Annotated in this window: 30 protein-coding genes; 9 read left to right on the top strand and 21 right to left on the bottom strand. The window is 62.4% G+C overall.

The features are described from left to right. Positions 1–26: 26 nt before the first annotated feature. Entirely contained in the window at positions 27–665 is a 639-nt protein-coding gene (locus G9X68_RS07780) for a 5'-methylthioadenosine/S-adenosylhomocysteine nucleosidase (protein WP_168308017.1), read from the bottom strand. Continuing rightward, positions 662–1111, bottom strand: a complete 450-nt coding sequence (locus tag G9X68_RS07775) for a PaaI family thioesterase (protein ID WP_003544704.1) — start codon at positions 1109–1111, stop codon at positions 662–664. The genes G9X68_RS07780 and G9X68_RS07775 overlap by 4 nt, the downstream gene beginning before the upstream one ends. Before the next feature lie 267 nt (positions 1112–1378). Here G9X68_RS07775 and G9X68_RS07770 point away from each other — a divergent pair, with 267 nt between their 5' ends. Further along, positions 1379–2455: a DUF2252 family protein gene (locus G9X68_RS07770; RefSeq protein WP_171601893.1), complete on the top strand. Its 1077-nt coding sequence runs from the start codon at positions 1379–1381 to the stop codon at positions 2453–2455. A gap of 56 nt (positions 2456–2511) precedes the next feature. Here G9X68_RS07770 and G9X68_RS07765 read toward each other — a convergent pair whose 3' ends face one another. The 6 genes from G9X68_RS07765 to G9X68_RS07740 form a co-directional block, all read right to left on the bottom strand. Beyond that, positions 2512–3591 carry a DUF1513 domain-containing protein gene (locus G9X68_RS07765; RefSeq protein WP_171601892.1) on the bottom strand — a complete coding sequence of 360 codons (1080 nt, stop codon included), beginning with the start codon at positions 3589–3591 and terminating at the stop codon, positions 2512–2514. 4 nt (positions 3592–3595) lie between these two features. Next, positions 3596–4696: an imelysin family protein gene (locus tag G9X68_RS07760; RefSeq protein WP_171601891.1), complete on the bottom strand. Its 1101-nt coding sequence runs from the start codon at positions 4694–4696 to the stop codon at positions 3596–3598. Then, positions 4696–6234 (bottom strand): di-heme oxidoreductase family protein, encoded by a 1539-nt coding sequence (locus G9X68_RS07755; RefSeq protein WP_171601890.1) that lies wholly within the window; start codon positions 6232–6234, stop codon positions 4696–4698. The genes G9X68_RS07760 and G9X68_RS07755 overlap by 1 nt, the downstream gene beginning before the upstream one ends. Before the next feature lie 47 nt (positions 6235–6281). After that, the gene (locus tag G9X68_RS07750) at positions 6282–7559 is read right to left on the bottom strand and encodes an imelysin family protein (RefSeq protein ID WP_171601889.1); all 1278 of its coding nucleotides are present in this window, start codon (positions 7557–7559) and stop codon (positions 6282–6284) included. Between the two features lie 215 nt (positions 7560–7774). After that, the gene (locus tag G9X68_RS07745; protein WP_171601888.1) at positions 7775–9064 is read right to left on the bottom strand and encodes an RsmB/NOP family class I SAM-dependent RNA methyltransferase; all 1290 of its coding nucleotides are present in this window, start codon (positions 9062–9064) and stop codon (positions 7775–7777) included. A gap of 144 nt (positions 9065–9208) precedes the next feature. Next, positions 9209–9514, bottom strand: coding sequence for a septal ring lytic transglycosylase RlpA family protein (locus tag G9X68_RS07740; RefSeq protein ID WP_018447889.1), 306 nt, complete (start codon positions 9512–9514; stop codon positions 9209–9211). Between G9X68_RS07740 and G9X68_RS31820 the strand changes: the two genes are divergently transcribed. Beyond that, a complete protein-coding gene (locus tag G9X68_RS31820; protein WP_244956142.1) occupies positions 9447–9749 on the top strand; it encodes a hypothetical protein in 303 nt (100 codons plus the stop codon). The two genes, G9X68_RS07740 and G9X68_RS31820, sit on opposite strands and share 68 nt — an antisense overlap. Positions 9750–9978: 229 nt before the next feature. Here the strand turns inward: G9X68_RS31820 and G9X68_RS07735 are convergent, their stop codons facing one another. From G9X68_RS07735 to G9X68_RS07725, 3 genes are read right to left on the bottom strand one after another with little or no spacing between them, the layout of a single operon-like run. Then, a complete protein-coding gene (locus G9X68_RS07735) occupies positions 9979–10848 on the bottom strand; it encodes an SDR family oxidoreductase (protein WP_171601887.1) in 870 nt (289 codons plus the stop codon). Beyond that, on the bottom strand, positions 10848–12005 hold the full coding sequence (gene queG, locus G9X68_RS07730) for a tRNA epoxyqueuosine(34) reductase QueG (RefSeq protein ID WP_171601886.1): 1158 nt from the start codon (positions 12003–12005) through the stop codon (positions 10848–10850). Before queG ends, G9X68_RS07735 begins: the two co-directional genes overlap by 1 nt. A gap of 12 nt (positions 12006–12017) precedes the next feature. Continuing rightward, positions 12018–12710, bottom strand: coding sequence for a glutathione S-transferase family protein (locus G9X68_RS07725; RefSeq protein WP_003544722.1), 693 nt, complete (start codon positions 12708–12710; stop codon positions 12018–12020). A 230-nt stretch (positions 12711–12940) separates the two neighbouring features. Between G9X68_RS07725 and G9X68_RS07720 the strand changes: the two genes are divergently transcribed. Beyond that, a complete protein-coding gene (locus G9X68_RS07720) occupies positions 12941–13738 on the top strand; it encodes an undecaprenyl-diphosphate phosphatase (RefSeq protein WP_171601885.1) in 798 nt (265 codons plus the stop codon). Between the two features lie 117 nt (positions 13739–13855). On the opposite strand, the gene G9X68_RS07715 is transcribed toward G9X68_RS07720, so the two are convergent. The 10 genes from G9X68_RS07715 to dnaN form a co-directional block, all read right to left on the bottom strand. Continuing rightward, a complete protein-coding gene (locus G9X68_RS07715) occupies positions 13856–14251 on the bottom strand; it encodes a type II toxin-antitoxin system VapC family toxin (RefSeq protein WP_171601884.1) in 396 nt (131 codons plus the stop codon). Continuing rightward, positions 14248–14493 (bottom strand): type II toxin-antitoxin system VapB family antitoxin, encoded by a 246-nt coding sequence (locus G9X68_RS07710; RefSeq protein WP_171601883.1) that lies wholly within the window; start codon positions 14491–14493, stop codon positions 14248–14250. The genes G9X68_RS07715 and G9X68_RS07710 overlap by 4 nt, the downstream gene beginning before the upstream one ends. Positions 14494–14697: 204 nt before the next feature. Further along, the gene (locus tag G9X68_RS07705; protein WP_003544729.1) at positions 14698–14850 is read right to left on the bottom strand and encodes a hypothetical protein; all 153 of its coding nucleotides are present in this window, start codon (positions 14848–14850) and stop codon (positions 14698–14700) included. 286 nt (positions 14851–15136) lie between these two features. Further along, positions 15137–16117 (bottom strand): complex I NDUFA9 subunit family protein, encoded by a 981-nt coding sequence (locus tag G9X68_RS07700; protein WP_171601882.1) that lies wholly within the window; start codon positions 16115–16117, stop codon positions 15137–15139. A gap of 112 nt (positions 16118–16229) precedes the next feature. Continuing rightward, a complete protein-coding gene (locus G9X68_RS07695; protein ID WP_171601881.1) occupies positions 16230–16517 on the bottom strand; it encodes a DUF1330 domain-containing protein in 288 nt (95 codons plus the stop codon). Positions 16518–16534: 17 nt separating this feature from the next. Next, entirely contained in the window at positions 16535–17242 is a 708-nt protein-coding gene (pyrF, locus tag G9X68_RS07690; protein WP_171601880.1) for an orotidine-5'-phosphate decarboxylase, read from the bottom strand. Positions 17243–17248: 6 nt separating this feature from the next. Next, entirely contained in the window at positions 17249–17830 is a 582-nt protein-coding gene (locus tag G9X68_RS07685; RefSeq protein WP_171601879.1) for a histidine phosphatase family protein, read from the bottom strand. Beyond that, positions 17831–18430 carry a phospholipid N-methyltransferase PmtA gene (gene pmtA / locus G9X68_RS07680; RefSeq protein WP_171601878.1) on the bottom strand — a complete coding sequence of 200 codons (600 nt, stop codon included), beginning with the start codon at positions 18428–18430 and terminating at the stop codon, positions 17831–17833. Between the two features lie 95 nt (positions 18431–18525). Beyond that, a complete protein-coding gene (locus tag G9X68_RS07675) occupies positions 18526–19437 on the bottom strand; it encodes a DUF72 domain-containing protein (RefSeq protein WP_171601877.1) in 912 nt (303 codons plus the stop codon). Positions 19438–19491: 54 nt separating this feature from the next. After that, entirely contained in the window at positions 19492–20610 is a 1119-nt protein-coding gene (gene dnaN, locus G9X68_RS07670) for a DNA polymerase III subunit beta (RefSeq protein WP_003555981.1), read from the bottom strand. 93 nt (positions 20611–20703) lie between these two features. Here dnaN and G9X68_RS07665 point away from each other — a divergent pair, with 93 nt between their 5' ends. The 6 genes from G9X68_RS07665 to G9X68_RS07640 all read left to right on the top strand — a co-directional run bounded on the left by G9X68_RS07665 (position 20704) and on the right by G9X68_RS07640 (position 25505). After that, entirely contained in the window at positions 20704–20877 is a 174-nt protein-coding gene (locus G9X68_RS07665; protein WP_168314398.1) for a methyltransferase, read from the top strand. Then, positions 20870–21787 (top strand): 16S rRNA (cytidine(1402)-2'-O)-methyltransferase, encoded by a 918-nt coding sequence (gene rsmI, locus G9X68_RS07660; protein ID WP_171601876.1) that lies wholly within the window; start codon positions 20870–20872, stop codon positions 21785–21787. Before G9X68_RS07665 ends, rsmI begins: the two co-directional genes overlap by 8 nt. Beyond that, the gene (locus G9X68_RS07655; RefSeq protein ID WP_168308001.1) at positions 21777–22145 is read left to right on the top strand and encodes a YraN family protein; all 369 of its coding nucleotides are present in this window, start codon (positions 21777–21779) and stop codon (positions 22143–22145) included. The genes rsmI and G9X68_RS07655 overlap by 11 nt, the downstream gene beginning before the upstream one ends. A gap of 115 nt (positions 22146–22260) precedes the next feature. After that, positions 22261–22764, top strand: a complete 504-nt coding sequence (locus G9X68_RS07650) for a cupin domain-containing protein (RefSeq protein WP_171601875.1) — start codon at positions 22261–22263, stop codon at positions 22762–22764. Between the two features lie 85 nt (positions 22765–22849). Next, a complete protein-coding gene (gene gshB / locus G9X68_RS07645) occupies positions 22850–23797 on the top strand; it encodes a glutathione synthase (RefSeq protein ID WP_168314649.1) in 948 nt (315 codons plus the stop codon). A 175-nt stretch (positions 23798–23972) separates the two neighbouring features. After that, positions 23973–25505 (top strand): YifB family Mg chelatase-like AAA ATPase, encoded by a 1533-nt coding sequence (locus tag G9X68_RS07640; RefSeq protein WP_171601874.1) that lies wholly within the window; start codon positions 23973–23975, stop codon positions 25503–25505. The last annotated feature ends 151 nt before the right edge of the window (positions 25506–25656 follow it).

Genomic DNA, 25656 nt, shown 5'->3' with positions numbered 1-25656 from the left:
TGACAAGGCGCGCGGCGCTTCAGGGCTCAGAACCAGAAAACCCCGTCCTCCAGCGCCGTGAACAGGCTGTCGACGCCATAGGAGAGCTTGCGGTCGACGATGTGCAGATATTCGGTCCAGCCCGAAATATGCTGCAGCTCGACGGCGCCGTCGGAAATGCCGCGAAGGCCGATCAGCGGCAGCTTGTAGCCCTGGCAGGCGCGCAGCACCGCATAGGTCTCCATATCGACCATGTCGGCGTCGATATTGGTATAGGCGGCGCCCGAAATGATGTTGCCGCCGGTGGAAAGGCTTGCTTCGGCAATGCCGGGAATGCGCAGCGGCAGCTCGAGCGTTGCCGGCAGGTCGAGAAAGGGTGTCTTGCCCTTTTCGAAGCCGAGCGGCGAGGCGTCCATGTCGCGGTAGGAAACCGAGGTCACCTGATAGATTTCGGTCTGCTCCAGTTTCGCGGAGCCGGCCGAGCCGAGGGACACGACGAGATCGGGCAGGTCGTCGGCTGCATCCAGCCGCGCCAATGTCTTGCTCAGCGCGATGGCTGCTTCGACCGGGCCGACACCGGTCATCAAAGGTTCGATGCGCGAACGCAGGAAGGGACCGTATTCGGCCTCCGCCGCCATGACGAAAAGGATGGATTTCCCGGCGACCGATTTCAGTTCGAACTTCATCCCGTAATGCCCTCTCTACCGCGGATCACCATCATCGTTCCGGTCATGGAGGCGATGAGTTTGGCCGGCCCGTCGCTGATTGCGTAGCCTCGCCCGTCGGCGACGATGATGGTGGAGCCGGGTTTGGTGATTTCCCCGCGAAACAGGAAACGATCGCCACGCCCCGGCGACATGAGATTGACCTTGAACTCGATCGTCAGGATCGAGGCTTCCGGGTCGATGACGCTATAGGCGGCAAAGCCGCAAGCCGAATCGAGCGCGGCGGAAATGATGCCCGCATGCAGGATGCCGTGCTGCTGTGTCAGTTTGACGTCGAAGGGAAGCTCGATCTCGACGACGCCGTGCTCAACACGCGTCAACTCCGCGCCGATTGTCTCCATCGCCGCCTGCCGCGCAAAATTGCGGCGGATTCGCGCGCGGAAATCGCCCCTGTCAGTCTCGCTCATGTCTGCCCCTCTTGCAGCCGCGAAAGTGGCATGGCGCGCCGCATTCGACAAGCTGGACATTGTTGAAATCGGTCCGGGCGGCGATGGAAACCCGGGACCGTGTCGCCGGGGCAACCCTTCACCTTTCCGCCGCCGTGCAAGCCGGTACGGCTGGCCGGTAGCGCTGGCCAGTACCGCTGGATTGTGGCGATCCGATGCGAAGACGATTGCAGCTTCGCGCGGTGCGCGTATTCTCCGCATCGGGTCGCGAAATGATGGAGCGCCAGCATGACGACGATATCGCAATCGGTGCGGAATTTCGAGACCTGGCTGGCCGGCGAACTCGGCGGCGATCTCGTCAAGGATGATCTGCGAGAGAAGCACGAGAAGATGCGGAGCGACGATTTCGTCTTCCTGCGCGCCACCTATTGGCGCTGGTGCGAGATCGTCCTCGATATCTGCCCGGAACTCGGCCGCGCTCCCGAGGTATTGGCAATCGGCGATACGCATCTGGAGAATTTCGGCACCTGGCGCGATGTCGAGGGCCGGCTCGTCTGGGGCGTCAATGATTTCGACGACGCGGCGGTGATGCCCTATGCGCTGGATCTCGTTCGCCTTGCTGCAAGCGCCGTCCTGGCCCGCGGCGGCGACGGTCCCTCGGTTCGCATGATCGGCCAATTGATCTTGAGCGGCTATCGCCGCGGCCTCGAAAATCCGCTGCCCGTCATCCTCGAGCGCGACCACAAATGGCTGCGCAAGGCGCTGCTGCTGCCGAATTCCGAACGCCGGGAATTCTGGGAGAAATATGAAATGTTGCAGCCCGGCAAGAAGCCGGCACCATCAGCCTATGTCAAGGCGCTTGCAGACGCGCTGCCGTTGGGATCAGGACCTTTCGTGGCGAAGCCGCGCAGCGGCGGCACCGGCAGCCTCGGCCGGCCGCGTTTCGTCGCCTATGCCGAATGGCAAGGTGGACCGGTGCTGCGCGAGGCAAAGGCGCTGGTGCCGTCCGCCTGGTCGCTTCGCCACAGGCCGCAGGATGTGGCGATCCATGCAAGCGAGATCGCCAATGGGCGGGCGCGCTCAGCCGATCCTCACTACCGGGTCTCCGGCCGCATCCTCGTGCGCCGGCTCTCGCCGAACAGCTGCAAGATCGAAATCGACCGGCATCCGGAGATCCTGCTTTCGCCGACGATGCTCGAACTGATGGGCTTCGAGATCGCCAATTGCCATTCCGACGATGCGGCGGCGATTGCGTCGATCTCGAAGGATTTGGCAGCGCGGGGAAACGACTGGCTGCACGAGGCGGCAAGGGCCGCGGCATCGAGCGTCAGTGCCGAGCAGAAAGCCTATTCCCGCGCCGGCTAAAGCAATTCCAGCAAAAGTGTGCAGCGGTTTTGCGTCCGGAATTGCGCTTCTCTGATTTAGATCCGCACGATGTGCTGATCCCAGGCGACGTCGCTGCGGGTCGACAGGAAATCGCCGTCATAGGAGGAGACGGCAAAGCCGCTTCTTGCCGGCGCGATGCCCGCTGCATCCCGAACGGAAGTCTCGGCCAGCATCCTGCCCGTCCTAGCGTCGATGGTCACCGAGGCGCCGCCCTTCGGCGAGGTGATGCCGACGAGACCTTCGCTGCGATTGACGGCGATCGCCCCGACGTAATTGGCAAGCCTGCGCGTCGTCTCCTCCGGCAGGTCGATGAAGGTAAGATTCTCGCCCTTGGCGAAATGGCCGACAAGCGGCGGCAAATCCTTGCGGTGGCCTTCATACTGGCAGGCGAACCAGATGCGACCCTCGCCGTCGAGATCGACATGGCGGGTGGAGAGTTCTGCCCATTCTGCCGGCAGCACATGTTTTTCGACCAGCGCCCCGGTTGCCGCATCGATCAGCGCCAGCGACGGCTGCATCTCTCCGAGATTGAGCTTGGTGCGGCCGAAATCCGGATGCGTCTCGATGCCGCCATTGGCGACGATGAGCAGGCGTCCGTCGTCGGACACCGTCATGTCGTGCGGACCGATGCCGTAGGTCTCGAATTCGCCGATGCGGGCGAAGCGATTGGTGGCGTCGTAGAGGCCGATCATGCCGCGATTGCCGTCGAAGTCGTTCTCGCTGGCGTAGAGCAAGCGGCCGTCAGGAGAGAAGGCGCCGTGGCCGTAGAAATGCCGGTCCTCCCTGGAGCTGATGACGATCGGCTCGCTTTTGTTCCAGGGATCGAAGATCATCGCATAGGTGCCGGGCCGGCGCGCGAAGGCGACCGTCTTGCCGGTACTGGCGCTGAAGGCCATGCCGTGGGCGCGGGCGGGAAGCGCCACCTGATCGACGATCTCGCCGCGCTCGGTCACGGTCGCAATGGCAAAGGAGCCGTCGGCTGCCCGAATGCCCGAGGCATAGACCGCATCGGTCCGCTCGAGTGCCATCAGCGACCTCGGCGCCAAAGAAGCAAGGAAGCCAAGGCCGGCCGCCTTGACGAAGTTGCGTCGGTCGATTGCGGCACTTTGCATCATCGTCTCAGTCTCCGTCCGAAAAGGAAAAGCCGGCCGAAAGGCCGATGGCTGCGCCATATTCGTCGCTGATCCGGGTGATCAGGTCGCGGCTTTCGGCAAGCAGCGTATCGAGCTTGGCCTTCTCCGCATCGCTTGTGGCGACGTCGATGTCGGGATTGAGCTTCGGTACGCTGTCGAGCAGCGATTTGAAGTCCTCGTCGATCGCGGCGGCAATCGGCTGCTTGTCCGGCGGCAGAAGTTCGGCCATGCCGGCCTTCTGCCAGAGCGTGCGCAGGCCCTCCAGATTGGCGGCTATCGATTTCCAGGTATTCTTGGAGCGCCAGTAGATCGCCATGCGCGGCCGTGGCGTGGTGTCCTTGCCCTTGTAGAACTGCTCCAGCCGCTGGTCGCGGACATTCTCCGCGCCATGGACGAGAATGCCGAGCAACGCCGTCACCGCTTCCTTGTTGTCCATGAAATCATTGCTCTGCGGTCCTGGATGTTTCCAGCTCGCCTGCACGCCGTCGGGCTTTTCCCAGGCGGCGACGACTTCGCCGGCCTCACGCTGGATATTGCCGGCGACCGCCTGGCCGTAAAGGCAGCGGAAACTGCCCTTCTGCCCGACGAGATCGTCGGAGCCATTGCCGTAAAGCACGTATTCCAGCGCCGTCAGCCCTTGCAACGCAACACTCTTGCCGGCGATCGCATCAACGGTCGCATCGTTCGGATCGGCCTTGGCGATCAGCGCCTGCACCTGCTTGAGGCCGACGCCCTTGCGGTCGGGATAAAACAGGATGTGCTCGAAGAGATTGTCCTGGATAACAGGCCCGGTCTGGACGATCTCGATGATCGACCAATAGCGGATCGTGTCGTCGAAGGTGGACTTCGCTTTGTCGAGCGTCTGCTGCGTGCCGTCGGCGCAAAGATCCTTCATCGCCGTCGTCAGCCGGGCGGCCGATTGCTGCATGTTGCGATAGCCGGGACGGATCACCTCGTCGACGGCGCGCTGCATGACGGCGGGAACGGCATCCTCGTTCAGCCCTGCCGGGGGAGTGGCCGTCTGGGCGGCCGCGGATGTCGCGAGACCGATCACAGGAAGGCAGAGCAGGGGGTGCCAAAGGCGCATCAAAGTGACTCCAGGAATGTAATCAGGGCCGCCCTGTCGTCTTTCGGCAGGGCGGAGAAAGCGTTGCGGGCCTTTTCAGCTTCGCCGCCATGCCAGAGGATCGCTTCGGTGAGGCTCCGCGCACGGCCGTCATGCAGGAAAAAGCTGTGTCCGCTGACAGTCCGGGTCAGTCCTATACCCCATAGCGGCGGCGTGCGCCATTCACGTCCGCTTGCAAGGCCGACCTGCTGCCCGTCGGCAAGCCCGTCGCCCATGTCGTGCAGAAGAAAGTCGGAATAGGGCCAGATCAGCTGGAAGGACTGCGCTTTGTCGGGCGCATCCCGCCGGGTGACGAATTTCGGCACATGGCAGGAAATGCAGCCGCTTTCGTAGAAGATCCGCTTGCCCTGCAGCGTCTCGGCGAAACTCGCCTTGCGGCGCGCCGGAACGGCAAGATTTCCGGAATAGAAGGTGACGAGGTCGAGAATGGGAGCTGGCGCTTCTTCTGCGCCCAGCCTTTTCTGCACGCCGGTCGGCATATCAAGGCATTTCTCTTCCGCCTTGGTGCAATCGCCCTGCGCATCCGGGTGATCGGGCGTCGAGATGCCGATATCATTGGCAAAGGCATCGGCACTCTGGTCGCGCACCGTGGCGTTCTGCGCCTTCCAGCCGAAGCGGCCGAGCGCGATCTTGCCGCTGCGATGGTCGCGCACGATCGCCGCCTTCCCCGAAATGCCGTCGCCGTCGGCATCGTCCGGATCGGCATGGGCAAGGATATCGGCTTCGGGAATGGCCTCGATCAGTCCGAGGCCGATCATCGCCGAGGCGACACGCGGCGAAATCGTCGTCGCGGGGTCGAGCGGCCCATAGCCAAGGTTCGTCACCGCATAACTCGGCCGGCGCAGCGACACGGTCTCGCCGTCGCCGAGCGTCACCCTCTCTTCGCGGTAGCTGATCGCCATCTTCCCTTCGGCGGCAAGGCCGGGAACGGCGAGATCCTGCAGCTGGTGGCCGTAGACCGGATCGGGAAAATTGACGACATCAGCCTGCGCGATGGCCTTTTCGTCCTCCGGCGTCGTGGCGGCGCGGGAAAGCCGCAGGAACATCGAGGTGGCGCTCGGACCTCCCTCCGGCGGTTTGCCGCGGCCGTCATTGACATGGCAGCTCATGCAGGAGCGGGCGTTGAACAGCGGCCCGAGACCATCGGAAGCCTGCGTCGAGGAGGGAGCGGACACCCAGAGCTTGCGGAAGAGCGCATTGCCGAGCTTGAAATTCTGCTCTTCGTCGAAAGGGATGTTGGCCGAAATATGCGAGAAGCTGTCCTCGGTGACAGGGTCGATCGAGGTCGTAGCCCCTGCCTGCATCGCTTCGTATTGTTCGGCTTTGGAAAAATCCGCTGTCGGCCGGGTGACGTCGGCGACGCGTTGCAGATCGGATTCGGAGAGGTCGGTGCGTTTCGTCGGCAGGTCGAAACCGGCTGCGATGCTGACGGAAAAACCGGCAAGCGTGGCGCAGAGCGTTGCGCTGGCGAAAAATCGGCGGGCCGGGGCATGCGACATTTCAGGGTCCGGGCCGCTCCGGCTGTCGAAGCGGCCCGCCTTTTTGCTTATTTGAAGACGGCGTTAGGATTATCCAAGCTGTCGGAACCTTCAAGCTGAACCGTGCCGAGATCGAGTGCGGCAATAACGCGCTGCACCGATTTCGTCTGGTCGATCAGCCCGTCGATGGCGGCCTGGACGACGGCGTTGCCTTCCTTGTTGCCTTCGCCGATCATCTGGTCGTACTTCTCGACGGTCTCGCCGCGCTTTGCCATGGCATTCATCGCATCGAGTGTCTTGTTGAGCTTGCCTTCCACTTCGGCATCGAGCGCCTTGTCCTTGGCGGCTACCAGATCGTGCAGCGATGGGCCGCTGAGCTTGCTGCCGTCGACGCGGGTATAGTTGCCGGTATAGGCGGCAGCGATGCCGATCGCGTCGTTGAGATGCGAGTTGTAGGTATTGTCCGAGAAGCAATCATGCTCTTCTTCCGGATCGTGCAGCAGCAGGCCGAGCTTCATGCGCTCGCCGGCAAGCTCGCCGTAGGAAAGCGAACCCATGCCGGTCAGGATCGCCACGAGGCCGGCCTTCGGATCGGTTTCGACGTTCTTCGTCGCTGCACCATCCGGCTTCCAGTTGTCGGTCATTTCCTGCAGATCGGAAACGAGCAGGGTGGAGGCGGACTTCAGATATTCGGCGCGGCGGTCGCAATTGCCGTGCGTGCAGTTCTTGAGGTCGTAATCGGTTGCCGGGCGGTCGCCGGCGCCGGGACCCGTGCCGTTCAGATCCTGACCCCAAAGCAGGAATTCGATGGCGTGATAGCCGGTCGCGACATTGGCTTCGATGCCGCCGGCCTCGGCGAGCGTGCCGGAGAGGAATTCCGGTGTCAGCTTGGAGGCGTCGACATCCTTGCCGTCGATCTTGATCGTCTTGTTGGCGATGACATTGGCCACATAGAGAGAATTCTCGTCGCTCTCGGTGCCGTAGGAAGCATCGACATAGTCGATCAGGCCTTCATCGAGCGGCCACGCATTGACCTTGCCTTCCCAGTCGTCGACGATCGGATTGCCGAAGCGATAGACTTCCGTCTGCTGGTAGGGGACACGCGCCTTGATCCAGGCCTCCCTGGCGGCCTTGAGCGTCGCATCGGTCGGCGCCTTCAGGAAGGCGTCGATCGCGGCGTCGAGCGCCTTGGCCGTCGTCAGCGAGTCCTCGTATTTCGCATGCGCCACGTCGGCATAGTGTTTCACCACGGCGGCAGCATTGGTCTCGGCATGCGCGGGAAGGGCGAGCAGGGCTGCGGGGGCGATCGCCAGCACGGCTGCGCGGAATTTGCGGTTGAGCTTCATGATCCTCTCCTGTGACGGGATTTTCCGTCTAATCGGGCTCCGTCTCTTCGCGCAAAAGCAAACTGGTGTCAAACACTCTAGTTTGGAATGATTTTAAGAATGGACAGGCGCGGCTAACCGGTCATTTTTGAACGGTATCTGCTTGAAAAATTCGCAGCAACCGCGCCATTTCGCTGCGGCATCGCTATCCGTCACAGGCCTCCGCGGAAACCGCCTCAGCCCTTCCGCTGCATACGGCAGAAGAAGAAGCCGTCCGTGTCGGTGGAGGCGGGCGTCAGCGTCACCGTCAGTCCGTCGGAAGAATGCGGACGCGGGGCGTCCTTTCCGAAGAGCTGATCCCAAGCAGGCAGGGCGCTGACGATCTGAAAATCAGGATTGGCGGCCGTGAAGCGGCGCGCCTGTTCCTCGTTCTCCTGGGGCAGCACCGAGCAGGTCACGTAGATCAGTTCGCCGCTAGGCTTGACGAAGTCGCTCGCCTGCGCCAGCGCTTCCTGCTGCTGGGCGGTGCGTTCGTCGAGGTTCTTCGCCGTCAGCCGCCACTTCGTATCGGGGCGGCGGCGCCACGTGCCGGTGCCGGTGCAGGGCGCGTCGACCAGCACCTTGTCGCAGCGTCCGGCAAGGGCGGAGAGCGCCCTGGCGTCGTCATGCACCTGGACATTGCGTGTGCCTGCCCGCTTCAGCCGCTCGATGATCGGCGCCAGCCGTTTGCGGTCGGCGTCATAGGCGTGAACCTGTCCCTTGTTCTGCATGGCCGCCGCCATGGCGAGCGTCTTGCCGCCACCGCCGGCGCAATAGTCGAGAACCTGTTCGCCATCATGGGCGAGGACCAGGTCGGCGACGATCTGCGATCCCTCGTCCTGAACTTCGAACCAGCCTTTCTGGAACGAAAGCTCGGCTGTCACGTTGGGAAGACGCGAGGCGCCTTCGCCGGCGGCAATCCGGATGCCGTGGCGGGCGATCTTCGCGGCATGCGCGCCAGCTCTTTCGAGCGCCTTGACGACCTTGTCGCGGGAGGCTTTGAGCAGGTTGGCGCGCAGATCGAGCGTCGGGCGGGCGGCGAGCGCCTGTGCCTCGGCGAGCCAGCCGGCGCCAAAGGCCTGTTCGAAGGAGGATTGGACCCATTCGGGAATATCGCCGCGGATATGCGGCGGCGCATCGTCGAGCGAGCGGCTTTGAAAGGCCGCAACAGCGTCGGCCGAAAGCGGCGCCGGCGCAAACTTGTCATCCGCCAGCTCACTGGCAAGGCTATCCGGGGTGAAACCCCATTGGCGGAACATGACGGCATGGGCAATGGCCGCGGCACTGTCGTCATCCATCAGCCAGGCATGGGAAAGCCGCATGCGCAGTGCGTCATAGACGATGTTGCCGATCGCAGCACGATCGCCGGAGCCGGCGAAGCGGTGCGCGAGGCCCCAGTCCTTCAGCGCGTCGGCGACGGGCCGCTTGCGGGCATCGATGTCCGCGAGCACAGAAATCGCCCCTTCGAGGCGGCCGCCCAGACGCATTCACATGTCTCCTGTTGCCATGGCATGTGAACGATCAGCGCAAACGCGATGGTCACGCAGTGGATTGTTCACAAGTCTCAACCGGGTGGTAACCGCGATTGACGGCAAGAGCAAGCGCCGCTTCCGGCGCAGTCAGTGGTGGCCTCAGCTGATGACCTGGTAGCAGACCTTCGCAGTGCCGGAGCTCACCATGCCGATATTCTGGGCGGCGGCGCGCGACAAGTCGATCACACGACCTCGGATGAACGGACCACGATCGTTGATGCGAACGACGACGGTGCGGCCATTGTTGCGGTTGGTGACCTTCACCTTGGTGCCGAAAGCAAGCGAACGATGTGCGGCAGTCAAGATGGCAGGGTTCATACGTTCCCCGGAAGCAGTTTTGGAGCGAAGTGCGTACCATGAAGCACCGCCACAGCCATTTGCAGCAAAACCTTCCGCCGGAAGCATGGAAGAACAGGCGGCAATAGTTGCGGCAACGATAATAGAACGACGTATTTTCTTCAAAACAGAGTATCCCTCAACTATTGAACTCACGCCCTTGCAGGCGGCGGGGCTTAAACCTGTGAAAAAGTGGCGAAAAAGTGCCGGGCAAGTTCACGGAATATTACAAACTGTAACATTCGTGAGGGCGGTGATGGAATCTCAGGAATCCATGCCACCGCCAAATGTGGAAAAAACCTAATAAAATCAGCTAAAATCCGAACGAATTTTCCGAAGGGATAGTTAACGCCTTAGCGTTCACGAAAATCGCGAAAATATTTTTCCGATTTCGCCATATTTGCTGCCACATTTGGGCAAATTTAAAGGCCGTTAACCATAAGATGCGGCGAAAATTGTCCGACCAAAGCGGGAAAGTTGGAATTTCCTACTCATTTTGGGTGAGCGCATTGCGTCGCAAACAGGACTGCGTTCTAACCACGCCAGCGCCCGTCCTGCCACAATTGCGCAAGCGACATCGGATAGTTCGGGAAGGAGAATTCGAAGCCGGTGGCCTTGAGTTTCGCATTCGAGATGCGTTTGTTCTCGCCATAGAAGGAGCGTGCCATCGGCGTCAGTTCGGCGGTCTCGAACGCCTGCTCGGGTGGCGGTTCGACGCCCATCAGGCGGGCTGCCTCGACGATCACATCCTGCGGCGGGCCGGGCCGGTCGTCGGTGACATTATAGATGCCGCCGAGACCGCGCTCCGACAGGAAGCGTGTCGCCGTACCGATATCCTCGACGCGGATGCGGTTGAACACCTGGTCCTTCTTGATCAGCCGTCGCGCCGTGCCCTTGTCCAGATTGCAGAAGGCGTTGCGGCCCGGCCCATAGATGCCGGAAAGGCGCAGCACCGCCGCCGGCACGCCGCGTTCCCGGCCCATTGCCAGCCAGCCGTCTTCCGCCTCGAGCCGCTCCTTCGATCGCCCGGAAACGGGCACGCACGGCGTTTCCTCACTCACCCAGGCGCCCTTGTGATCGCCATAGACGCCGACGGTGGAGAGATAACCGATCCATTCGAGCTTTGGCAGCAGGCGTGCGCTGTCTTTATCAAGCAGCCGCAGCAGCGGGTCGGCCTTTCCAGGGGCGATCGACTGCACCAGATGAGTAACGCCGTCCAAAGCCTGGCGCAGCCCGTCTTCCATGCTCTCGCCGTCGAAAAGGAATGCCTCTATGCCGTTCCGGCTAAGCGCTTCCATCTTGTCTGGCGAGCGCGTCGTGCCGGAAACGCACACGCCGTCGCCGGCAAAGGCCTTGGCGATTGCCGTGCCGGAATAACCGCAGCCAAAGATCATCACATGCATCAGCCCACTCCCGCCAATCGCCATTCGTTCAGGACGTCGTCATCTCTCTCATCCGCCCTTTGTGCGGCAAAGACTGAGAATTCGCCAGCCTCCATCAGCCGCGAAAGCGCCCAGACCGCCATGCCGCGTACCACGGGTGAGGGATCGCCCGAAAGCATTCGACATTGCCCGATGAGCCCTTTCTCGCCGGAATTGCCGGCGGCGATCAGCACGTTGCGGACGAAGCGGTCGCGGCCGATCCGCTTCACCGGCGAGCCGCTGAAAAAGGCACGGAAGGCGGCATCGTCGAGTGTCAGCAGAAAGGCGATCGACGGCTCCTTCAGATCTTCCCGCGCCTTGAGCTTCATCTCGGAGGCGGAACTTGCGAACTTGTTCCAGGGACAGGCGGCAAGACAGTCGTCGCAGCCATAGACGCGGTTGCCGATCAGCGCGCGCAAATCGGCATCGATCGGTCCCTTGTGCTCGATGGTGAGATAGGAGATGCAGCGCCGCGCGTCGATCTGATAAGGCGCCGGGAAGGCCGCCGTCGGACAGATGTCGAGGCAGGCGCGGCAGGAGCCGCAATGATCGCTCTCCGGCGCATCGATGGCAAGATCGGCGGTGGTGAACATCGTGCCGAGAAACAGCCAGGAACCGTGCGTGCGGCTGACGAGATTGGTGTGTTTGCCCTGCCAGCCGAGTCCGGCTGCCGCCGCCAGCGGTTTCTCCATGACCGGCGCCGTATCGACGAAGACCTTCACATCGGCGCCCGCTCGCGCCGCAAAGCGCGTGGCGATCTCCTTCAGCCGGCCCTTGATGACGTCGTGATAATCGCGGTTGCGGGCATAGACCGAAATCGCTGCCTTGTCCGGCTTGTCGAGAATGCCGCGGGGATCTTCTTCCGGGGCGTAATTCAGGCCGAAGACGACGACGGAGCGCACCTCGCTCCAGAGTGTCAGCGGATCGCCGCGCCGGTCGCGCGTCTCCGCCATCCAGTCCATGGTCCCGTGGCGCCCGGCATCGATGAACTGGCCGAGGCGCTCCTTGGCTTCGGGGATCGCGTCCGGGCGCGTGATGCGGCAGAGATCGAAGCCCTTGGCGGCAGATTCCGACCGGACGAACTCGGTCAAATTGTCGCGGCGGCGGCGCTCTTTGTCGTCATTGTCAGGTTCGGGCATGAAGAGCCCTCGTCAGAAATCCAGATCGGCATAGTGTGAAACCGGTGTCAGGCCGCGCACGCGCTCGGTCAGCATCGGCCGGAAGGATGGACGCGACTTCAGCCGCTGGTACCAGTCCTTGACGACGGGCGAATCCGCCCACTCGATCTCGCCGAGATAATCGAGGATCGAGATCGAGGCCGCGGCGGCAAGGTCGGCATAGCTCATCCGCTCGCCCGCCAGCCACTGGCGCGAGCCGGCAAGCCAGGTGAGATAGCGCATATGCTGGCGGATATTCGCGCGGGCCGTGCGCAGAACCTTCGAATCCGGCGCTCCGCCGCCCTGATCGGCGGTCATTTGCAACTTATAGACACGCTCGCGGGCGAGCGGCTTGGTCACGTCATTTTCCATCTTCTGCATGAACCATTCGGTCAGCCGGCGGATTTCCGCCCGCTGGAAAGGGTCTTCGGCGAGCAGCCGCCGGTCGCGCTTCAAGACGCCGTGCGTCTCGTCCAGATATTCGGAAATAACGCTCGCGCCGCAAAGCGCGCGCATGCTGTCGTCAACATAGACAGGCAGCGTGCCGGCCGGATTGAGCGCCAGGAAATCCCGGCGCTTCTCCCATGTCTGCTCCTCGATCAGATCCGCCTGATAGCCGTATTCCGCCAGGATCAGCCGGACGAAGCGAGATGCGGATGACATGGGATGATGATAAAGCGTGGGCATCGATACTCGAGCTTTGTGATTGCTGTTACAGGACTGTGTGGCAGCTCAATTATAGCGCCCTAGTCATGACTCATTGGTTGAAGCTATAGGAGCTTGGCCCCGCCAATACAAGCGAATCGGATTTTACCCCATCTGACGATGGCGAAACACGGTCTAATGAACGAATGGAAGCGGCGGCCTGATCGACCCAAGCGCTCAGGCCCGGCCGAACTTTAAACCGGAGACAATATATGGATTATATCAGTGCTGTCATTCTCGGTATCATAGAGGGGATCACCGAGTTTCTGCCGATCTCGAGCACCGGCCACCTGATCATTGCGGAACAATGGCTCGGCCACCGGTCGGACATGTTCAATATCGTCATTCAGGCGGGCGCCATCCTCGCCGTCACCATCATTTACTGGCGTCGTCTGGTGGATCTGGTGCTTGGCTGGCGCGACCCTGCCAACCGCGATTATGCCGCCAAGCTGATCGTCGCCTTTCTCATCACCGCCATTCTCGGACTGGTCGTCAAGAAGCTCGGCTTTGAACTGCCGGAGACCGCGACACCGATCGCCTGGGCGCTCATCATCGGCGGTATCTGGATGATCTTTGCCGAGTGGGCCGCTGCGCGCAGGCCGCCCCATAAAGAGATCACCTGGCTTGTCGCCATCCTGGTCGGCATCGCCCAGATCGTTGCCGGCGTCTTCCCGGGAACGTCGCGCTCTGGCGCCACGATCTTCGTCGCCATGCTGGCAGGCACGGGCAACCGCGCCGCGGCGACCGAATTCGCCTTTCTCGTCGGCATACCCACAATGTACGCCGCAAGCGGCTATGAATTGCTGAAGACGTTCAGGGATGGCGGAGCGGCGGGCGAAGACTGGACGGCGCTCGGCATCGCCTTCGTCGTGTCCACGATCGTCGCTTTCATCGCCGTCAAATGGCTGCTGGCCTATATCAGAAGCAACCGGTTTACGCTGTTTGCCATCTACCGCATCATTCTCGGTGTTTTGCTGCTCGGCATGGCCGCGACCGGCTTGATTGCCTGAGACATCCGTTCCGCTTTGCATTCGCGCAACTCCCGGCGCGAATGCAAGGTGCCCTATCGGGGCTGACGATTCTGCGAAGCTTGCCTGCGCCGTTTGATCACGGGTCGAAATCCGTGATCAATGCCATGGTTCGATATCCGTATGGGCGAAGTCGTCGCCTTTGAAGAGGAGGGGTAGAGATAGGCTCTTCGCCAGCGCGTAGGCAGCACAATCGGCAAGGTTGAGTTTAGCTTTCGAATGAATTCCTTTGCCGAATCGTCCGAAAGCTATGGCCGCCAATCGGGCCTGCTCTCGATCGAATGCGGCGATCTCGACCTGCGCTTCGTCCAGATAGATCCAGAGCTGATTGACCGCCGCCTCGCCGCGGCGAGAGCGGAGGACCATCGCGGTTTCATAGACATTCAGCGCCGACATGACCAATCGGTCGGCGTTGGCGATCGCGCCGGCATAAGTCGCCGCGTCGGCTTCTTTCTCGAAGATGGCGATCAGAGCAGACGTGTCGATGACGATCATACTGCGTTTAAGTCGTCCATGATCTCTTGAGGACTGCGCGGATCGAGCACGGGCATGGCCTCAATCCTATCTCCGAAGGCGAGCATCTCCTCCGCCGTCATCCGGTGCTTCGGCTTATCGAGCACTCCGAAGGTGATGGCTTCACGCTCGATCGCGATGCGAACGACGTCTTCGGCGCTTCGCCCCGTGCGGTCGGCGACGAGCCGCGCGAGGCGTTCGGTCTCTTGTGGCACCTGCAACATCTTTTCAACCTCTCAAAAAGCCATCCGACCACAGCTGTTTTGAAAGTGTATTACAAGGGGCAGTTTTGCAATGACCTAAGTGGCGCACGCCCGCGCCGTTTGATATTGCCGGACGGTACCCGCATTTCAAGCGCCTTAAATCAGGCGTTCGGGTTAACCTTCTTGTCTTTAATAAGAATGGCGGCGCCAACGCCAGTCCTTTTGCTAGTGGATGATCGAGGCCGTAGAGCAAGGATCGACGCCGTAGGCCGGCGAGCAATCGCCCTTTACCGCCGCGACCGAACCGGGCGCAACGAAAGAGCCTGCAAGGATAACCAGCGCCGCACACGCAAACAGGAGCGCGATTGACTTGCCCATCGAGAAATGCCTTTCACAGTGATTGCCGCACGCTTTTCGCAGGCGTTGAGTCCGTTGGAAGACGCGCGGGTTTGGTAGTCAGTGGAATGACAAATAGCAATAAACGTTCCTGCTAAATTTGGCGTTAATTCCACAAAAATTCCGATGCGTCTTTTATGCAACGCTACTGAATATGCCGAGCACCAGAACACTTCAAACTTGCGCCGGGCTTTGCGGGACACGGCAACGTCAAAAGGCCGCCCGCGACATCCGCAGACGGCCAAGTTTCATCATGTGGAAAAGATGGTCAGGCGGCCTTGCCGGTGCCGGTGTATTGGCCGTGCGGACGATAGTGCACGAGATAGGAGCCGAGCACCGATGCCACCATGGTGGGCGCGATGCCGAGGCCCTTCAGCGTGCGGCCTTCCGCCTCAGCTTCCCGGGAGACGATGTTGTCGCGCTTCAGCAGGCGCACCTGATCCGGCGTGATCGGCGGCGTTATGAAGGGGACCAGCGAGGCGATGCTGCCGATCATCGAAGCGATGCTGAAGGGCAGGGATACCAGCGGGTTCTTGCGGCACGTCACCTTCAGCATCGTTTCGAGACATTCGCGGAAGCTCAGCACCTCAGGCCCGCCAAGCTCATAGACCTTGCCGCCGGCAACCTTGCCGTCGACGGCGCGGGCGACGGCCTCGGCGACATCCTCGACATAGACAGGCTGGAATTTCGTCTTGCCACCGCCGACGAGCGGCAGGATCGGCGATATGCGCGCCATCTCGGCAAACTTGTTGAAGAAGCTGTCTTCCGGTCCAAAGACGATCGACGGACGGAAGATCACCGCATCGGGCTTGATTGAGAGGATGGCCGTTTCGGCGCGACCCTTGGTGCGGCCATAGTCGGAATCGGATTTCGCGTCGGCGCCGATCGCCGAAATATGCGTCAGCGTCGCACCTGCGCCGCGCGTCGCTTCGGCAATCGCACGAGCGCCGAATTCCTGCACGGCGTCGAAAGTGTTGCGGCCGGTCTCATGCAGAATGCCGACGCAGTTGACGACGTGGCTCGCACCGTCGACGGCGCGGTCGATCGAGCTGCGGTAGCGCAGGTTCGCCTGCACGAAGGAGATCTGGCCGACATTGCCGAGCGGCTGCAGGAAGCCGGCGAGATCGGGACGGCGCACTGCGACGCGGATGTTATAGCCGCGCTTGGCCAGCGCCCGAACCACGTGCCTGCCCACGAAGCCGGACCCTCCGAACACGGTGACGAGCGGCGGCAGGTTGGCAAGGGTCATGGCAGGCTCCTCGAAAGGCTTTGCGGGATGCTGAATTGGCTCTCGTCTTAGCCGAATCCCGACGCGACGGGAAGGCCCATCACGCCGTCAGTTTTTTAAGATGTGACGTCGATCAGACGCCCTCGACGACGACCATTTCCGCATCCGCGACTTCCTGGCGGATTTTCGCGGCGACCTGGTATTCCGGCGAATTATAGCAGTCGACGGCATGCTGCATCGAGGGGAATTCGATCACCACGTTGCGGACGCGCGCCTTGCCCTCGAGTTCGGTAAAGGCGCCACCGCGCGCCAGGAAATTGGCGCCATATTTTTCGAAGGCCGGCTTGGCCGCCGCCACGTAATCCTTGTAGCGCTCGGCATCGCGAACGTCGACGCGGGCGATCCAGTATCCTTTGGCCATGGTCTTCTCCCTTTAATTTAGCGGTTTGCCGGCCAGAGCGCGCTCACCATTTCGCTGAGGATCGCGCGGGCGGCATCGCGGGGATCCGGCGCCTTGACGACAGGCCGGCCGACGACAAGATGCGTCGCTCCTGCCTTCAGCGCGTCGAAAGGCGTCATCACCCGCTTCTGGTCGCCTTTGTCGCTACCATCAGGGCGAATGCCGGGGGTGACGATTGCCATGTCGGGTCCGACGATCTCGCGCACCGCAGCCGCTTCCTCCGCCGAGCAGACGATACCGCCCATGCCGGCGGCGCGCGCCTGTTCGGCGCGGCGCAGCACCAGGCTGTGCGGATCCTGGCTGTAGCCGGCATCGGCAAGGTCATCGGCATCCATCGAGGTCAGCACGGTCACGCCGAGCAGGCAGAGGCCGGAGCCGGACGCGGCCTCGACCGCCGCCTTCATCGCTTTCGGATAGGCGTGCAGCGTCAGCATCGACATGCCCATCTTGACGATGTTCTCGACGCCGGAGGCAACGGTGTTGTCGATGTCGAGCAGCTTCATGTCGAGAAAGATCTTCTTGCCGCTTGCGGCAAGATCGCGGGCGAATTCCAGGCCGCCGGCAAAGACCAGCTGATAGCCGATCTTATAGAAGAGAATGTCGTCGCCGAGCGTGGAAACCAGTCTTTCCGCCTCGCCGATCGTTGGAACATCCAGGCCGACGATCAACCGCTCGCGTGCGTCCATCTGAAGTCACCCCTGCCAGTCTTCGATGGGTGTCCAGTCGCATGATAAGCGCCGATCCGCAAGACCGAAAGCATAGAGATTGCCGCCGCCGCCAGGCTGGTCGCGGTCGCGGCCAATCGGCCTGCCCGCCAGATGGCATTTGAGCAGCGTGCCGACGCCGCCATGGCCGACGAAGGCGATCGGTGCTGCCGCATCATGCGTGGCCAGAACGGTGTTGACGGCCGCGACGATGCGGGCCTGCGCATCGGCGGCCCGCTCCCAGCCCCTGAAGCTCTCCTGCGGGTGAGCGAAGAACCAGTTGGCTGCCTCTTCGAACTTGTCCGGCGGCAGAAAGCCCGTGGCAGAGCGATCGTTCTCATGCGTGCCATGCACGATCTCGATTGTCACGCCCGCGGCTTCGGCCAGGATTTCCGCGGTTTCGATCGCTTTCGTCTCGTCGCTGGAGATGATGCGGGTCAGCCGTTTCGCCCAATTGCTCGACGCAGCCTTACGGGCACGCTCAGCGCCGATGTCGGAGAGACCCCACTTGGGAACGGGAACCTGTGGGTCGATTTTGACCTGGGGGTGGGTGATATAGAGTCCGAACACTTATCCTCGCCGATAGATCCAGAGTTGAGCTGGAGGAATATTGCGCACGACGAAATCAAAATGATGAATGCTGTAACGATCGGCGTTGGCAGCGATCGGCGAGATCGCGCCGTAGGAAATCTGCACCACCGGCCGCCCGGCAGGCAGGCGATCGAGCAGGTTTTCGAGCAGCGAGACCCGCATTGCCATCGGGAAGTTCAGCAGCGGAATGCACGAGATGACGCAATCGAATGTCCGGTCGCCGTAATCGCCGAGCGTGGTCTTGAGATCGAAAGCGTCGCCGTTGATGAAGTGCACGCCGGGATAGGTCCGCAGCAGATGTTGGTGGAAATCCGTCGAATATTCGATCGCGACCAGATTTTCCGGCCTCACGCCGCGGCCGAGAATGGCCTTGGTGATGGCGCCGGTGCCCGGTCCGAGTTCGAGCACCGGCAGGCCGGAATTGGTGTCGATGACGCTTGCCATGCGCTTCGCCGTGATCGAGGAGGTCGGTACGATCGAGCCCACCGTCTTCGGCCCCTGCATCATGCCTCGGAAGAAGCGGATCTCGTCGTCGAACTTCTTGCCCAGCCGTTCCTTCACCTTGACCCGTAAGCGCATTCTCCACCCATCTGCATGTTGATCGAATGCCTTAATATGCCGCTTGTCGCTTAAGGGACAAGGATTTTCGCAACAAGAACATCGGCGTCAACAGTTCATGCAGCTTTCGGCGCTGAACCCGGCATGAGATCGGCGAGCTTTTCGCTCAAGTGATCGGCGTCGACTGGAGCACGCAGCTTCACGTCGGTATTGTCGAAATAGAGATAGACGTCGCGGCCCTTGTTGCACGCCGGTAGAGGCGCCAGCACCCGCGTCGCATTCTCGGGTTCTCCGCCCGTGGCCCAGGCGCGGATGCGTTGCGCCCAGATGTCGAGTGCTTCGTCCTCATAGCCGCTGACATAGAGCTTTTCGGAGCCATGCAGGCGGCAATAGACGAAATCGGCGGTGATATCCATCAGCAGCGGCCATTTCACCGTATCGGCACAGACAAGCGCGACCTTGTGACGCCTGAGCATCTCGATGAAAGCCGGCGAGCGGAAACTCTCGTGGCGGATTTCGAGCGCGTGGCGGATCGGCTGGTGCCCGTCGCTTTCAAGCCAGGCTCGCCCCTTGACGTGTCCGTCGTGCCGCCGGGCCAGGTCTGCCGCCGTTTCCCCATTATGCGGCAACAACGCCAGGAAATTCTCGAAAAGATCAGGATCGAAGGCCATGTTCGGCGGGAATTGCCAGAGGATCGGCCCGAGCTTGGGGCCAAGCCGCAGCAGGCCGGAGGCGAGGAAATTGGCGAGCGCCGTCTCGATATCGCGCAGCCGCAGCATATGGGTGATGAAGCGCGGTCCCTTGACCGCGAAGACGAAATCATCCGGCGTTTCATCGCGCCAGCGGCCGAAGCTTTCGGGCCGCTGCAAGCTGTAGAATGTGCCGTTGATTTCGATCGACCGGAAGTGCCGGGCGGCGTAGGAAAGCTCCTGCTTCTGCGGCAGGTCCTCCGGGTAGAATTGGCCGCGCCAGGGCGCATAGGTCCAGCCGGATATGCCGATGCGCACCGCTCCCGTCTTTTTGGCCATGAGATCCTCCGTTTTGACAGGAGGAAAAACGGCAGCGGGCGGCCTTCGTTCCGGTCAGACGCGCATCGGCATCAGCACGTAGAGCGCATCGTCGCCAGCCGTGTCGCGGATCAGTGTCGGCGAGCCGGCATCGGCAAGCAGGAAGATCGCTTCCTCGCCGGAAAGCTGGGCGGTGATGTCGAGCAAATATTTGGCGTTGAAGCCGATTTCCATCGCATCCGTGTCGTAGCCGACGGCGACTTCCTCAGTCGCGCTGCCGGAGTCTGGATTGTTGACGGTCAGCATCAACTGCCCCTCGGAAAGCGCCAGCTTGACGGCGCGTCCACGCTCGGAGGAGATTGTCGAGACACGGTCGACGGCCTGTGCGAAGCTCGTGCAGTCGACGCGCATTTCCTTGTCGTTGCCGGTCGGGATGACGCGCTGATAATCCGGGAAAGTGCCGTCGATCAGTTTCGAGGTCATGACGATCGAGCCGATCGTCAGCCGGATCTTGGCGTCGGAAACCTCGACGGTCACCGTCGTTTCGGGATTGTCGACCAGCTTCTGCAGTTCGCCGACCGTCTTGCGCGGAATGATGATGCCGGGCATGCCCTCGGAGCCGGAGGGCGCATCGACATCGGCGCGCGCCAGCCGGTGGCCGTCGGTCGCAACCGCCCTGAGTTTCAGCTGGCCATTGCTCTCGATCGTGTGGAAGAAGATGCCGTTGAGATAATAACGCGTCTCTTCCGTCGAAATCGCGAACTGCGTGCGGTCGATCAGCATTTTCAGATCGGTCGCCTTCAGCTTGAAGGAATGCGTGAAGGTGCCGGCTGTGAGATCAGGGAAGTCCGATTCCGGCAGGCACTGCAGCGAGAATTTCGAGCGGCCGGACTGCACGGTCATCGCGCCGCCATCGGGGCTGGTGGCAAGCAGCACTTCCGAGCCGTCGGAAAGCTTGCGCACGATGTCGTAGAGAAGATGGGCGGGAACGGTGGTTGCGCCGGGCTGCTCGACGCTTGCTGGTGTCGCCTCGGTGATTTCGAGGTCGAGGTCGGTCGCCTTCATGTCGAGCTTCTGGCCGTCGGCCTTGAGCAATACGTTGGACAGGATCGGGATCGTGTTGCGACGTTCGACCACGCGGTGGACGTGGTTCAGCGATTTCAACAGGTTTGACCGCTCAATAGTAATACGCATGGGATGCTACCGCTTTCGACCGTGACTGTCCGGGCGCGTCGAGCACCCGAAGAATGCTGTCCCGGCTTGCGGCCGGGGGAGTGGACGGGCAAAATGGCAGACTTCAGCATTGCTTTGCAAGAGGCATGGACGCCGGCACCCCTGCATTTGCGGTTTTCCAGAGCAATGCTCACAGAAATCCAAACCCTTGCCGAAGCGGTGCGGCTCGCCCATAAGGGTTCGATGCCGGCGACGAGCCGGCGGGACGAAAGCAAATGGCATGAATGAGGAAACGACAGCGGACGCCGCCAGCCGGCGAAGCTTCCGCCTGCACAATGCAACGGTGCCGGCACGGCCGCTGGAGTCGGCGCTCTATCTCGTCGCCACCCCCATCGGCAATCTCGGCGACATCACGCTGCGGGCGCTCGAAACGCTGGCCGGCGCCGACGTGCTTGCCTGCGAAGATACGCGCGTCACCCGCGTGCTGCTTGACCGCTACGGCATCCAGAACCGCCCCTTCGCCTATCACGAGCACAATGCCGACGAGGCCGGTCCCAGGCTGCTGCAGGCGCTCGAAGCCGGGCGTTCGGTGGCGCTGGTTTCCGATGCCGGCACGCCGCTGGTCTCCGATCCCGGCTATCGGCTGGCGCAGCAGGCGATAGTGGCAGGGTACCGCGTCATTCCCATTCCCGGCGCCTCCGCCCCGCTCGCAGCCCTCGTCGGCTCCGGCCTGCCGAACGATGCCTTTCTTTTCGCCGGTTTCCTGCCGGCCAAGGACAAGGCCCGCCGCGACCGTCTCGGTGAACTTGCACCAGTACCCGCGACGCTGATCTTCTTTGAATCGCCGCATCGCATCGGCGCAACGCTTCTGGCAGCCGCCGATGTGCTCGGGCCCACGCGCCCCGCTTCCGTCTGCCGCGAACTGACCAAGACCTATGAAGAGTTCCGTCGCGGCACGCTTGCCGAGCTTGCCGCCCATTATCAGCAGGTGGAAAACGTCAAGGGCGAGATCGTCCTCGTGATCGGTCCGCCGGAGCCGGTCGAGACCGATGAGGCCGATGTCGAAGCCATGCTGGCCGACCTGTCGAAGTCGATGCCGACGGCCGGCGCCGCGACCGAGGCGGCCCGCCTCACCGGCCTGCCGCGCAAGGTGCTCTATCAGCGCCTGCTGGAGATCAAGAACGCCGATGGGCGATAATGATCTCGCAACGATCAGAAGGAAGGCGCTGCGCCGGGGCCGCATGTCGGAATATGTCGCGGCAGCCTTCCTGATGCTGAAAGGCTATCGCATCCTGGCGCTACGCCACCGCACCCGGCTCGGCGAGATCGATATCATCGCCCGCAAGGGCGATCTCGCCGTCTTTGTCGAGGTCAAGGCCCGCCATGGCGAGGCCGCGGCGGTCGATGCCGTCTCTGTCGCCTCGCAGAAGCGGATACGGGCGGCAAGCGATCTCTGGCTCGCCCGCCAGGCGGATCAGGCCCGCCTTTCCCAGCGCTATGACATCGTGGCGATCATGCCCGGCCGGCTGCCGCGGCACTTTCCGGATGCCTTCTGACCTCTTTCGACCCATCGGATTTCCGGATCGTTAAAATTTTAGCTCCCGCTTGAACCAGGTCCTTACGACTCTCTGCTATCGCAGTCTTGGTAGGGATAACAATTGGGGTTGTTTCATGGCCTGGAAGCTGATGCTTGCAAGTGCGGTCGCCATGGCCGCGCGCTCGGTGCCGTATGCGGTGGCGAAGCCGGCCGGAAAATCCTTCGTGGCGCATGCGAGCGATCTGCTGCCGCTGAAGTCCACACCGATCAATCCGGACTGGATCGTCAGCGGCAATCCGCAGGCCCGCACCGCCGAACATTCGCGCGGCCATGACGAGGCCTCGCTGACGGCGATCTGGGATTGCACGGCGGGCGAATTCCGCTGGCGCTTCGGCTGGGACGAGACGGTGATGATCCTCGAAGGCGAGGTCCATATCACTGCCGAGGACGGCACCGAACGAACGCTCTGCGCCGGCGACGTCGCCTTTTTCGCCGGAGGAACCTGGGCGAGCTGGCGGGTCGACAATTACGTCCGCAAGGTCGCCTTCCTGCGCAAGCCCTTCCCGAAGCCATTGGCAATTGCCTACCGTCTCCGCAACATGCTGCGCAACAACGGCAACCAGGGCATCGCCGCCTGAAAACTGCGACCGGAAGCCCTTGATTGCCCGTTGCGTTTGATATCTGGCCGACCTACATCTGTCCGGCATTCAGCGAGGGATGGAAATGGCCAAGATCACCAATGTAGCGGTCCAGATGGACCATGTCGCAGGCATCAATATCGCAGGTGATTCCACCTTCGCCATGAGCCTGGAAGCCCAGGCGCGCGGCTACAAGCTCTTCCATTATACCCCCGACCGCCTGAGCTTTCGCGACGGTAAGCTCTATGCCCACGTCGAGCCGATGATGCTGCGCGACGTCAAGGGTGATCACTTCGAGCTTGGCGCGCCGGAGCGCGTCGATCTCTCGACCATGGACGTCGTGCTGCTACGCCAGGACCCGCCCTTCGACATGGCCTATATAACCTCGACGCATCTGCTCGAGCGCATCCACCCGAAGACGCTCGTCGTCAACGATCCGGCCTGGGTACGCAATTCGCCGGAAAAAATCTTCGTCACCGAATTCTCCGATCTGATGCCGAAGACGCTGATCACCAAGGATGCCACCGAGATCCGCCGCTTCCGCGACGAGATGGGCGATATCATCCTGAAGCCGCTCTACGGCAATGGCGGCGCCGGCGTCTTCCATTCGACCCGCGACGACCGCAACCTCTCTTCGCTGCTGGAAATGTTCGGCCAGCTTTTCCGCGAACCCTTCATCGCCCAGCAATATCTGCCCGACGTGCGCAAGGGCGACAAACGCATCATCCTGGTCGACGGCGAATTCGCCGGCGCCATCAACCGTGTTCCGGCCGAACACGACAGCCGCTCCAACATGCATGTCGGCGGCCGCGCCGAGGCGACCGAACTGACGCCGCGCGAACAGGAAATCTGCGCCCGCATCGGCCCGGCGCTGAGGGAGCGCGGCTTCCTGCTCGTCGGCATAGACGTGATCGGCGATTACATGACCGAGATCAACGTCACCTCGCCCACAGGCATTCGCGAGGTCAAGAAGTTCGGCGGCGCCGATATAGCAGCGCTGCTTTGGGATGCGATCGAGCGCAAGCGCGGCTGAGCCAGCCGCTCATGACCGTTCTGGTCCCGCGACCGAGCACAACCAAGGTCACAGCGGATGCCTGACTATGTTCTTTGATTGTTCTTGTTTTATTCCAGCTTCCATGCCAGATTGCAACCGCTGGCCCTGAACGGCCGGGGGCGGTATAAGAGTTTGCGGGACAAGGGATGGGCATATGGTCGCGCGTGTCAGTACGGTGGCATTTCAGGGTATCGAAGGTGTGCCGGTCGAGGTCCAGGTCATGGTCGCTCCCGGCAAGGTCGGCATGCAGATCGTCGGTCTGCCCGACAAGGCGGTTGCCGAAAGCCGCGAGCGCGTGCAGGCGGCCCTCCACGCCTCCGGCCTGGCGCTGCCGGCGAAGCGGGTGACGGTCAATCTGGCGCCTGCCGACCTGCCGAAGGAAGGCTCGCATTTCGACCTGCCGATCGCCCTTGCCCTGATGGCCGCCCTCGGCGCCATTCCCGCCGATGCGCTGTCGGAATTTGTCGTCGTCGGCGAGCTCAACCTCGACGGAACGATCGCCGCCATATCAGGCGCGCTGCCGGCTGCGATCGGCGCCAATGCGCTCGGCAAGGGGCTGATCTGCCCGGCCGAAAGCGGCGCCGAAGCCGCCTGGGCGGGCGCCGAAGTCGATATTCTCGCCCCGCGCAGCCTGATCGCCCTCGCCAATCATTTCCGCGGCACGCAGGTCCTATCCAGGCCGGAGGCGTCGATCCGCGCCAATGCCGCAAACCTGCCGGACCTTGCCGAGATCAAGGGCCAGGAAAGCGCCAAGCGCGCGCTCGAAGTGGCCGCCGCCGGCGGCCATAATCTGCTGATGGTCGGTCCTCCGGGCTCCGGCAAGTCGATGCTGGCGGCGAGGCTGCCATCGATCCTGCCGCCGCTTTCGGCCGCCGAACTGCTGGAGGTGTCGATGGTCCATTCGATCGCTGGCCAGCTCTCCGGCGGCAAGCTTTCCGATCGCCGGCCCTTCCGCACCCCGCATCACTCCGCCACCATGGCGGCGCTGGTCGGCGGCGGCCTGCGCGCCCGTCCGGGCGAAGCCTCGCTTGCCCATCACGGCGTGCTCTTTCTCGACGAGTTTCCCGAATTCACGCCGCAGGCGCTCGATGCGCTGCGCCAGCCGCTCGAAGGCGGCGAATGCGTCATTGCGCGCGCCAATCACCGCGTCTCCTATCCGGCGAAATTCCAGCTGATCGCGGCGATGAACCCCTGCCGCTGCGGCATGGCCGGCGAGCCCGGCCATACCTGTGCCCGCGGCCCGCGCTGCATGAGCGATTATCAGGCCCGCATCTCCGGCCCGCTGATGGACCGGATCGATATCCGCATCGACGTGCCGGCCGTCTCCGCTGCCGATCTCATCCGGCCCACGGCAGCTGAAACCAGCGCCGACGTCGCCCGCCGTGTCGCCCGCGCCCGCGAGATCCAGCAGGAGCGCTTCGAAAGCACCGGCGCAAAGGGCATCGGCACCAATGCCCGCTGCTCCACCGCGATGATCGAGAAACTGGCCGAGCCCGACGCCAGCGGCCTGCAACTGCTGCGCGACGCCGCCGAGAAGATGAAATTCTCCGCCCGCGGTTACCACCGCGTGCTCAAGGTTGCCCGCACCCTTGCCGATCTCGACGGCAAGCCAACCGTCGGCCGCATCCATCTCGCCGAAGCAATCTCCTACCGCATCGCCGGCGAAAGGCTGACGGCGGCGGCGTGAGAGGCGCGAAGCGCGCCCGACAGTTTGTTGGCAGCTCGTCCTTTACTCGGCGTCATCCTCGGCCTTGTGCCGAGGATCTGCTGCATATCAACTGGCTGCAGATGCTCGGGACAAGCCCGAGCATGACGAAAGAGGAGTGGGTCGGCTTTAT

Origin of the sequence: Rhizobium changzhiense (genome assembly GCF_013087625.1) — a bacterium.
Lineage (GTDB): Bacteria > Pseudomonadota > Alphaproteobacteria > Rhizobiales > Rhizobiaceae > Rhizobium > Rhizobium sophorae.
Note: the sequence above shows the minus strand (reverse complement) of the source record. Positions and strands in the feature narration are given on the sequence as shown.

What these genes read in the sequence shown, in the direction of transcription:
- G9X68_RS07720 (WP_171601885.1), top strand. Translation starts at nt 12,941, where the DNA reads ATGGATTATATCAGTGCTGTCATTCTCGGTATCATAGAGGGGATCACC.
- G9X68_RS07665 (WP_168314398.1), top strand. Translation starts at nt 20,704, where the DNA reads ATGGCAGACTTCAGCATTGCTTTGCAAGAGGCATGGACGCCGGCACCC.
- G9X68_RS07655 (WP_168308001.1), top strand. Translation starts at nt 21,777, where the DNA reads ATGGGCGATAATGATCTCGCAACGATCAGAAGGAAGGCGCTGCGCCGG.
- pmtA (WP_171601878.1), bottom strand. Translation starts at nt 18,430, where the DNA reads ATGCGCTTACGGGTCAAGGTGAAGGAACGGCTGGGCAAGAAGTTCGAC.
- pyrF (WP_171601880.1), bottom strand. Translation starts at nt 17,242, where the DNA reads ATGGACGCACGCGAGCGGTTGATCGTCGGCCTGGATGTTCCAACGATC.
- G9X68_RS07715 (WP_171601884.1), bottom strand. Translation starts at nt 14,251, where the DNA reads ATGATCGTCATCGACACGTCTGCTCTGATCGCCATCTTCGAGAAAGAA.
- G9X68_RS07675 (WP_171601877.1), bottom strand. Translation starts at nt 19,437, where the DNA reads ATGGCCAAAAAGACGGGAGCGGTGCGCATCGGCATATCCGGCTGGACC.
- G9X68_RS07740 (WP_018447889.1), bottom strand. Translation starts at nt 9,514, where the DNA reads ATGCTTCCGGCGGAAGGTTTTGCTGCAAATGGCTGTGGCGGTGCTTCA.
- G9X68_RS07710 (WP_171601883.1), bottom strand. Translation starts at nt 14,493, where the DNA reads ATGTTGCAGGTGCCACAAGAGACCGAACGCCTCGCGCGGCTCGTCGCC.
- gshB (WP_168314649.1), top strand. Translation starts at nt 22,850, where the DNA reads ATGGCCAAGATCACCAATGTAGCGGTCCAGATGGACCATGTCGCAGGC.
- G9X68_RS07760 (WP_171601891.1), bottom strand. Translation starts at nt 4,696, where the DNA reads ATGCGCCTTTGGCACCCCCTGCTCTGCCTTCCTGTGATCGGTCTCGCG.
- G9X68_RS07780 (WP_168308017.1), bottom strand. Translation starts at nt 665, where the DNA reads ATGAAGTTCGAACTGAAATCGGTCGCCGGGAAATCCATCCTTTTCGTC.
- G9X68_RS07650 (WP_171601875.1), top strand. Translation starts at nt 22,261, where the DNA reads ATGGCCTGGAAGCTGATGCTTGCAAGTGCGGTCGCCATGGCCGCGCGC.
- G9X68_RS07735 (WP_171601887.1), bottom strand. Translation starts at nt 10,848, where the DNA reads ATGCATGTGATGATCTTTGGCTGCGGTTATTCCGGCACGGCAATCGCC.
- G9X68_RS07695 (WP_171601881.1), bottom strand. Translation starts at nt 16,517, where the DNA reads ATGGCCAAAGGATACTGGATCGCCCGCGTCGACGTTCGCGATGCCGAG.
- G9X68_RS07700 (WP_171601882.1), bottom strand. Translation starts at nt 16,117, where the DNA reads ATGACCCTTGCCAACCTGCCGCCGCTCGTCACCGTGTTCGGAGGGTCC.
- G9X68_RS07765 (WP_171601892.1), bottom strand. Translation starts at nt 3,591, where the DNA reads ATGATGCAAAGTGCCGCAATCGACCGACGCAACTTCGTCAAGGCGGCC.
- rsmI (WP_171601876.1), top strand. Translation starts at nt 20,870, where the DNA reads ATGAATGAGGAAACGACAGCGGACGCCGCCAGCCGGCGAAGCTTCCGC.
- G9X68_RS07705 (WP_003544729.1), bottom strand. Translation starts at nt 14,850, where the DNA reads ATGGGCAAGTCAATCGCGCTCCTGTTTGCGTGTGCGGCGCTGGTTATC.
- G9X68_RS07750 (WP_171601889.1), bottom strand. Translation starts at nt 7,559, where the DNA reads ATGAAGCTCAACCGCAAATTCCGCGCAGCCGTGCTGGCGATCGCCCCC.
- G9X68_RS07775 (WP_003544704.1), bottom strand. Translation starts at nt 1,111, where the DNA reads ATGAGCGAGACTGACAGGGGCGATTTCCGCGCGCGAATCCGCCGCAAT.
- G9X68_RS07755 (WP_171601890.1), bottom strand. Translation starts at nt 6,234, where the DNA reads ATGTCGCATGCCCCGGCCCGCCGATTTTTCGCCAGCGCAACGCTCTGC.
- G9X68_RS07745 (WP_171601888.1), bottom strand. Translation starts at nt 9,064, where the DNA reads ATGCGTCTGGGCGGCCGCCTCGAAGGGGCGATTTCTGTGCTCGCGGAC.
- dnaN (WP_003555981.1), bottom strand. Translation starts at nt 20,610, where the DNA reads ATGCGTATTACTATTGAGCGGTCAAACCTGTTGAAATCGCTGAACCAC.
- queG (WP_171601886.1), bottom strand. Translation starts at nt 12,005, where the DNA reads ATGCCCGAACCTGACAATGACGACAAAGAGCGCCGCCGCCGCGACAAT.
- G9X68_RS07770 (WP_171601893.1), top strand. Translation starts at nt 1,379, where the DNA reads ATGACGACGATATCGCAATCGGTGCGGAATTTCGAGACCTGGCTGGCC.
- G9X68_RS07640 (WP_171601874.1), top strand. Translation starts at nt 23,973, where the DNA reads ATGGTCGCGCGTGTCAGTACGGTGGCATTTCAGGGTATCGAAGGTGTG.
- G9X68_RS07725 (WP_003544722.1), bottom strand. Translation starts at nt 12,710, where the DNA reads ATGCCCACGCTTTATCATCATCCCATGTCATCCGCATCTCGCTTCGTC.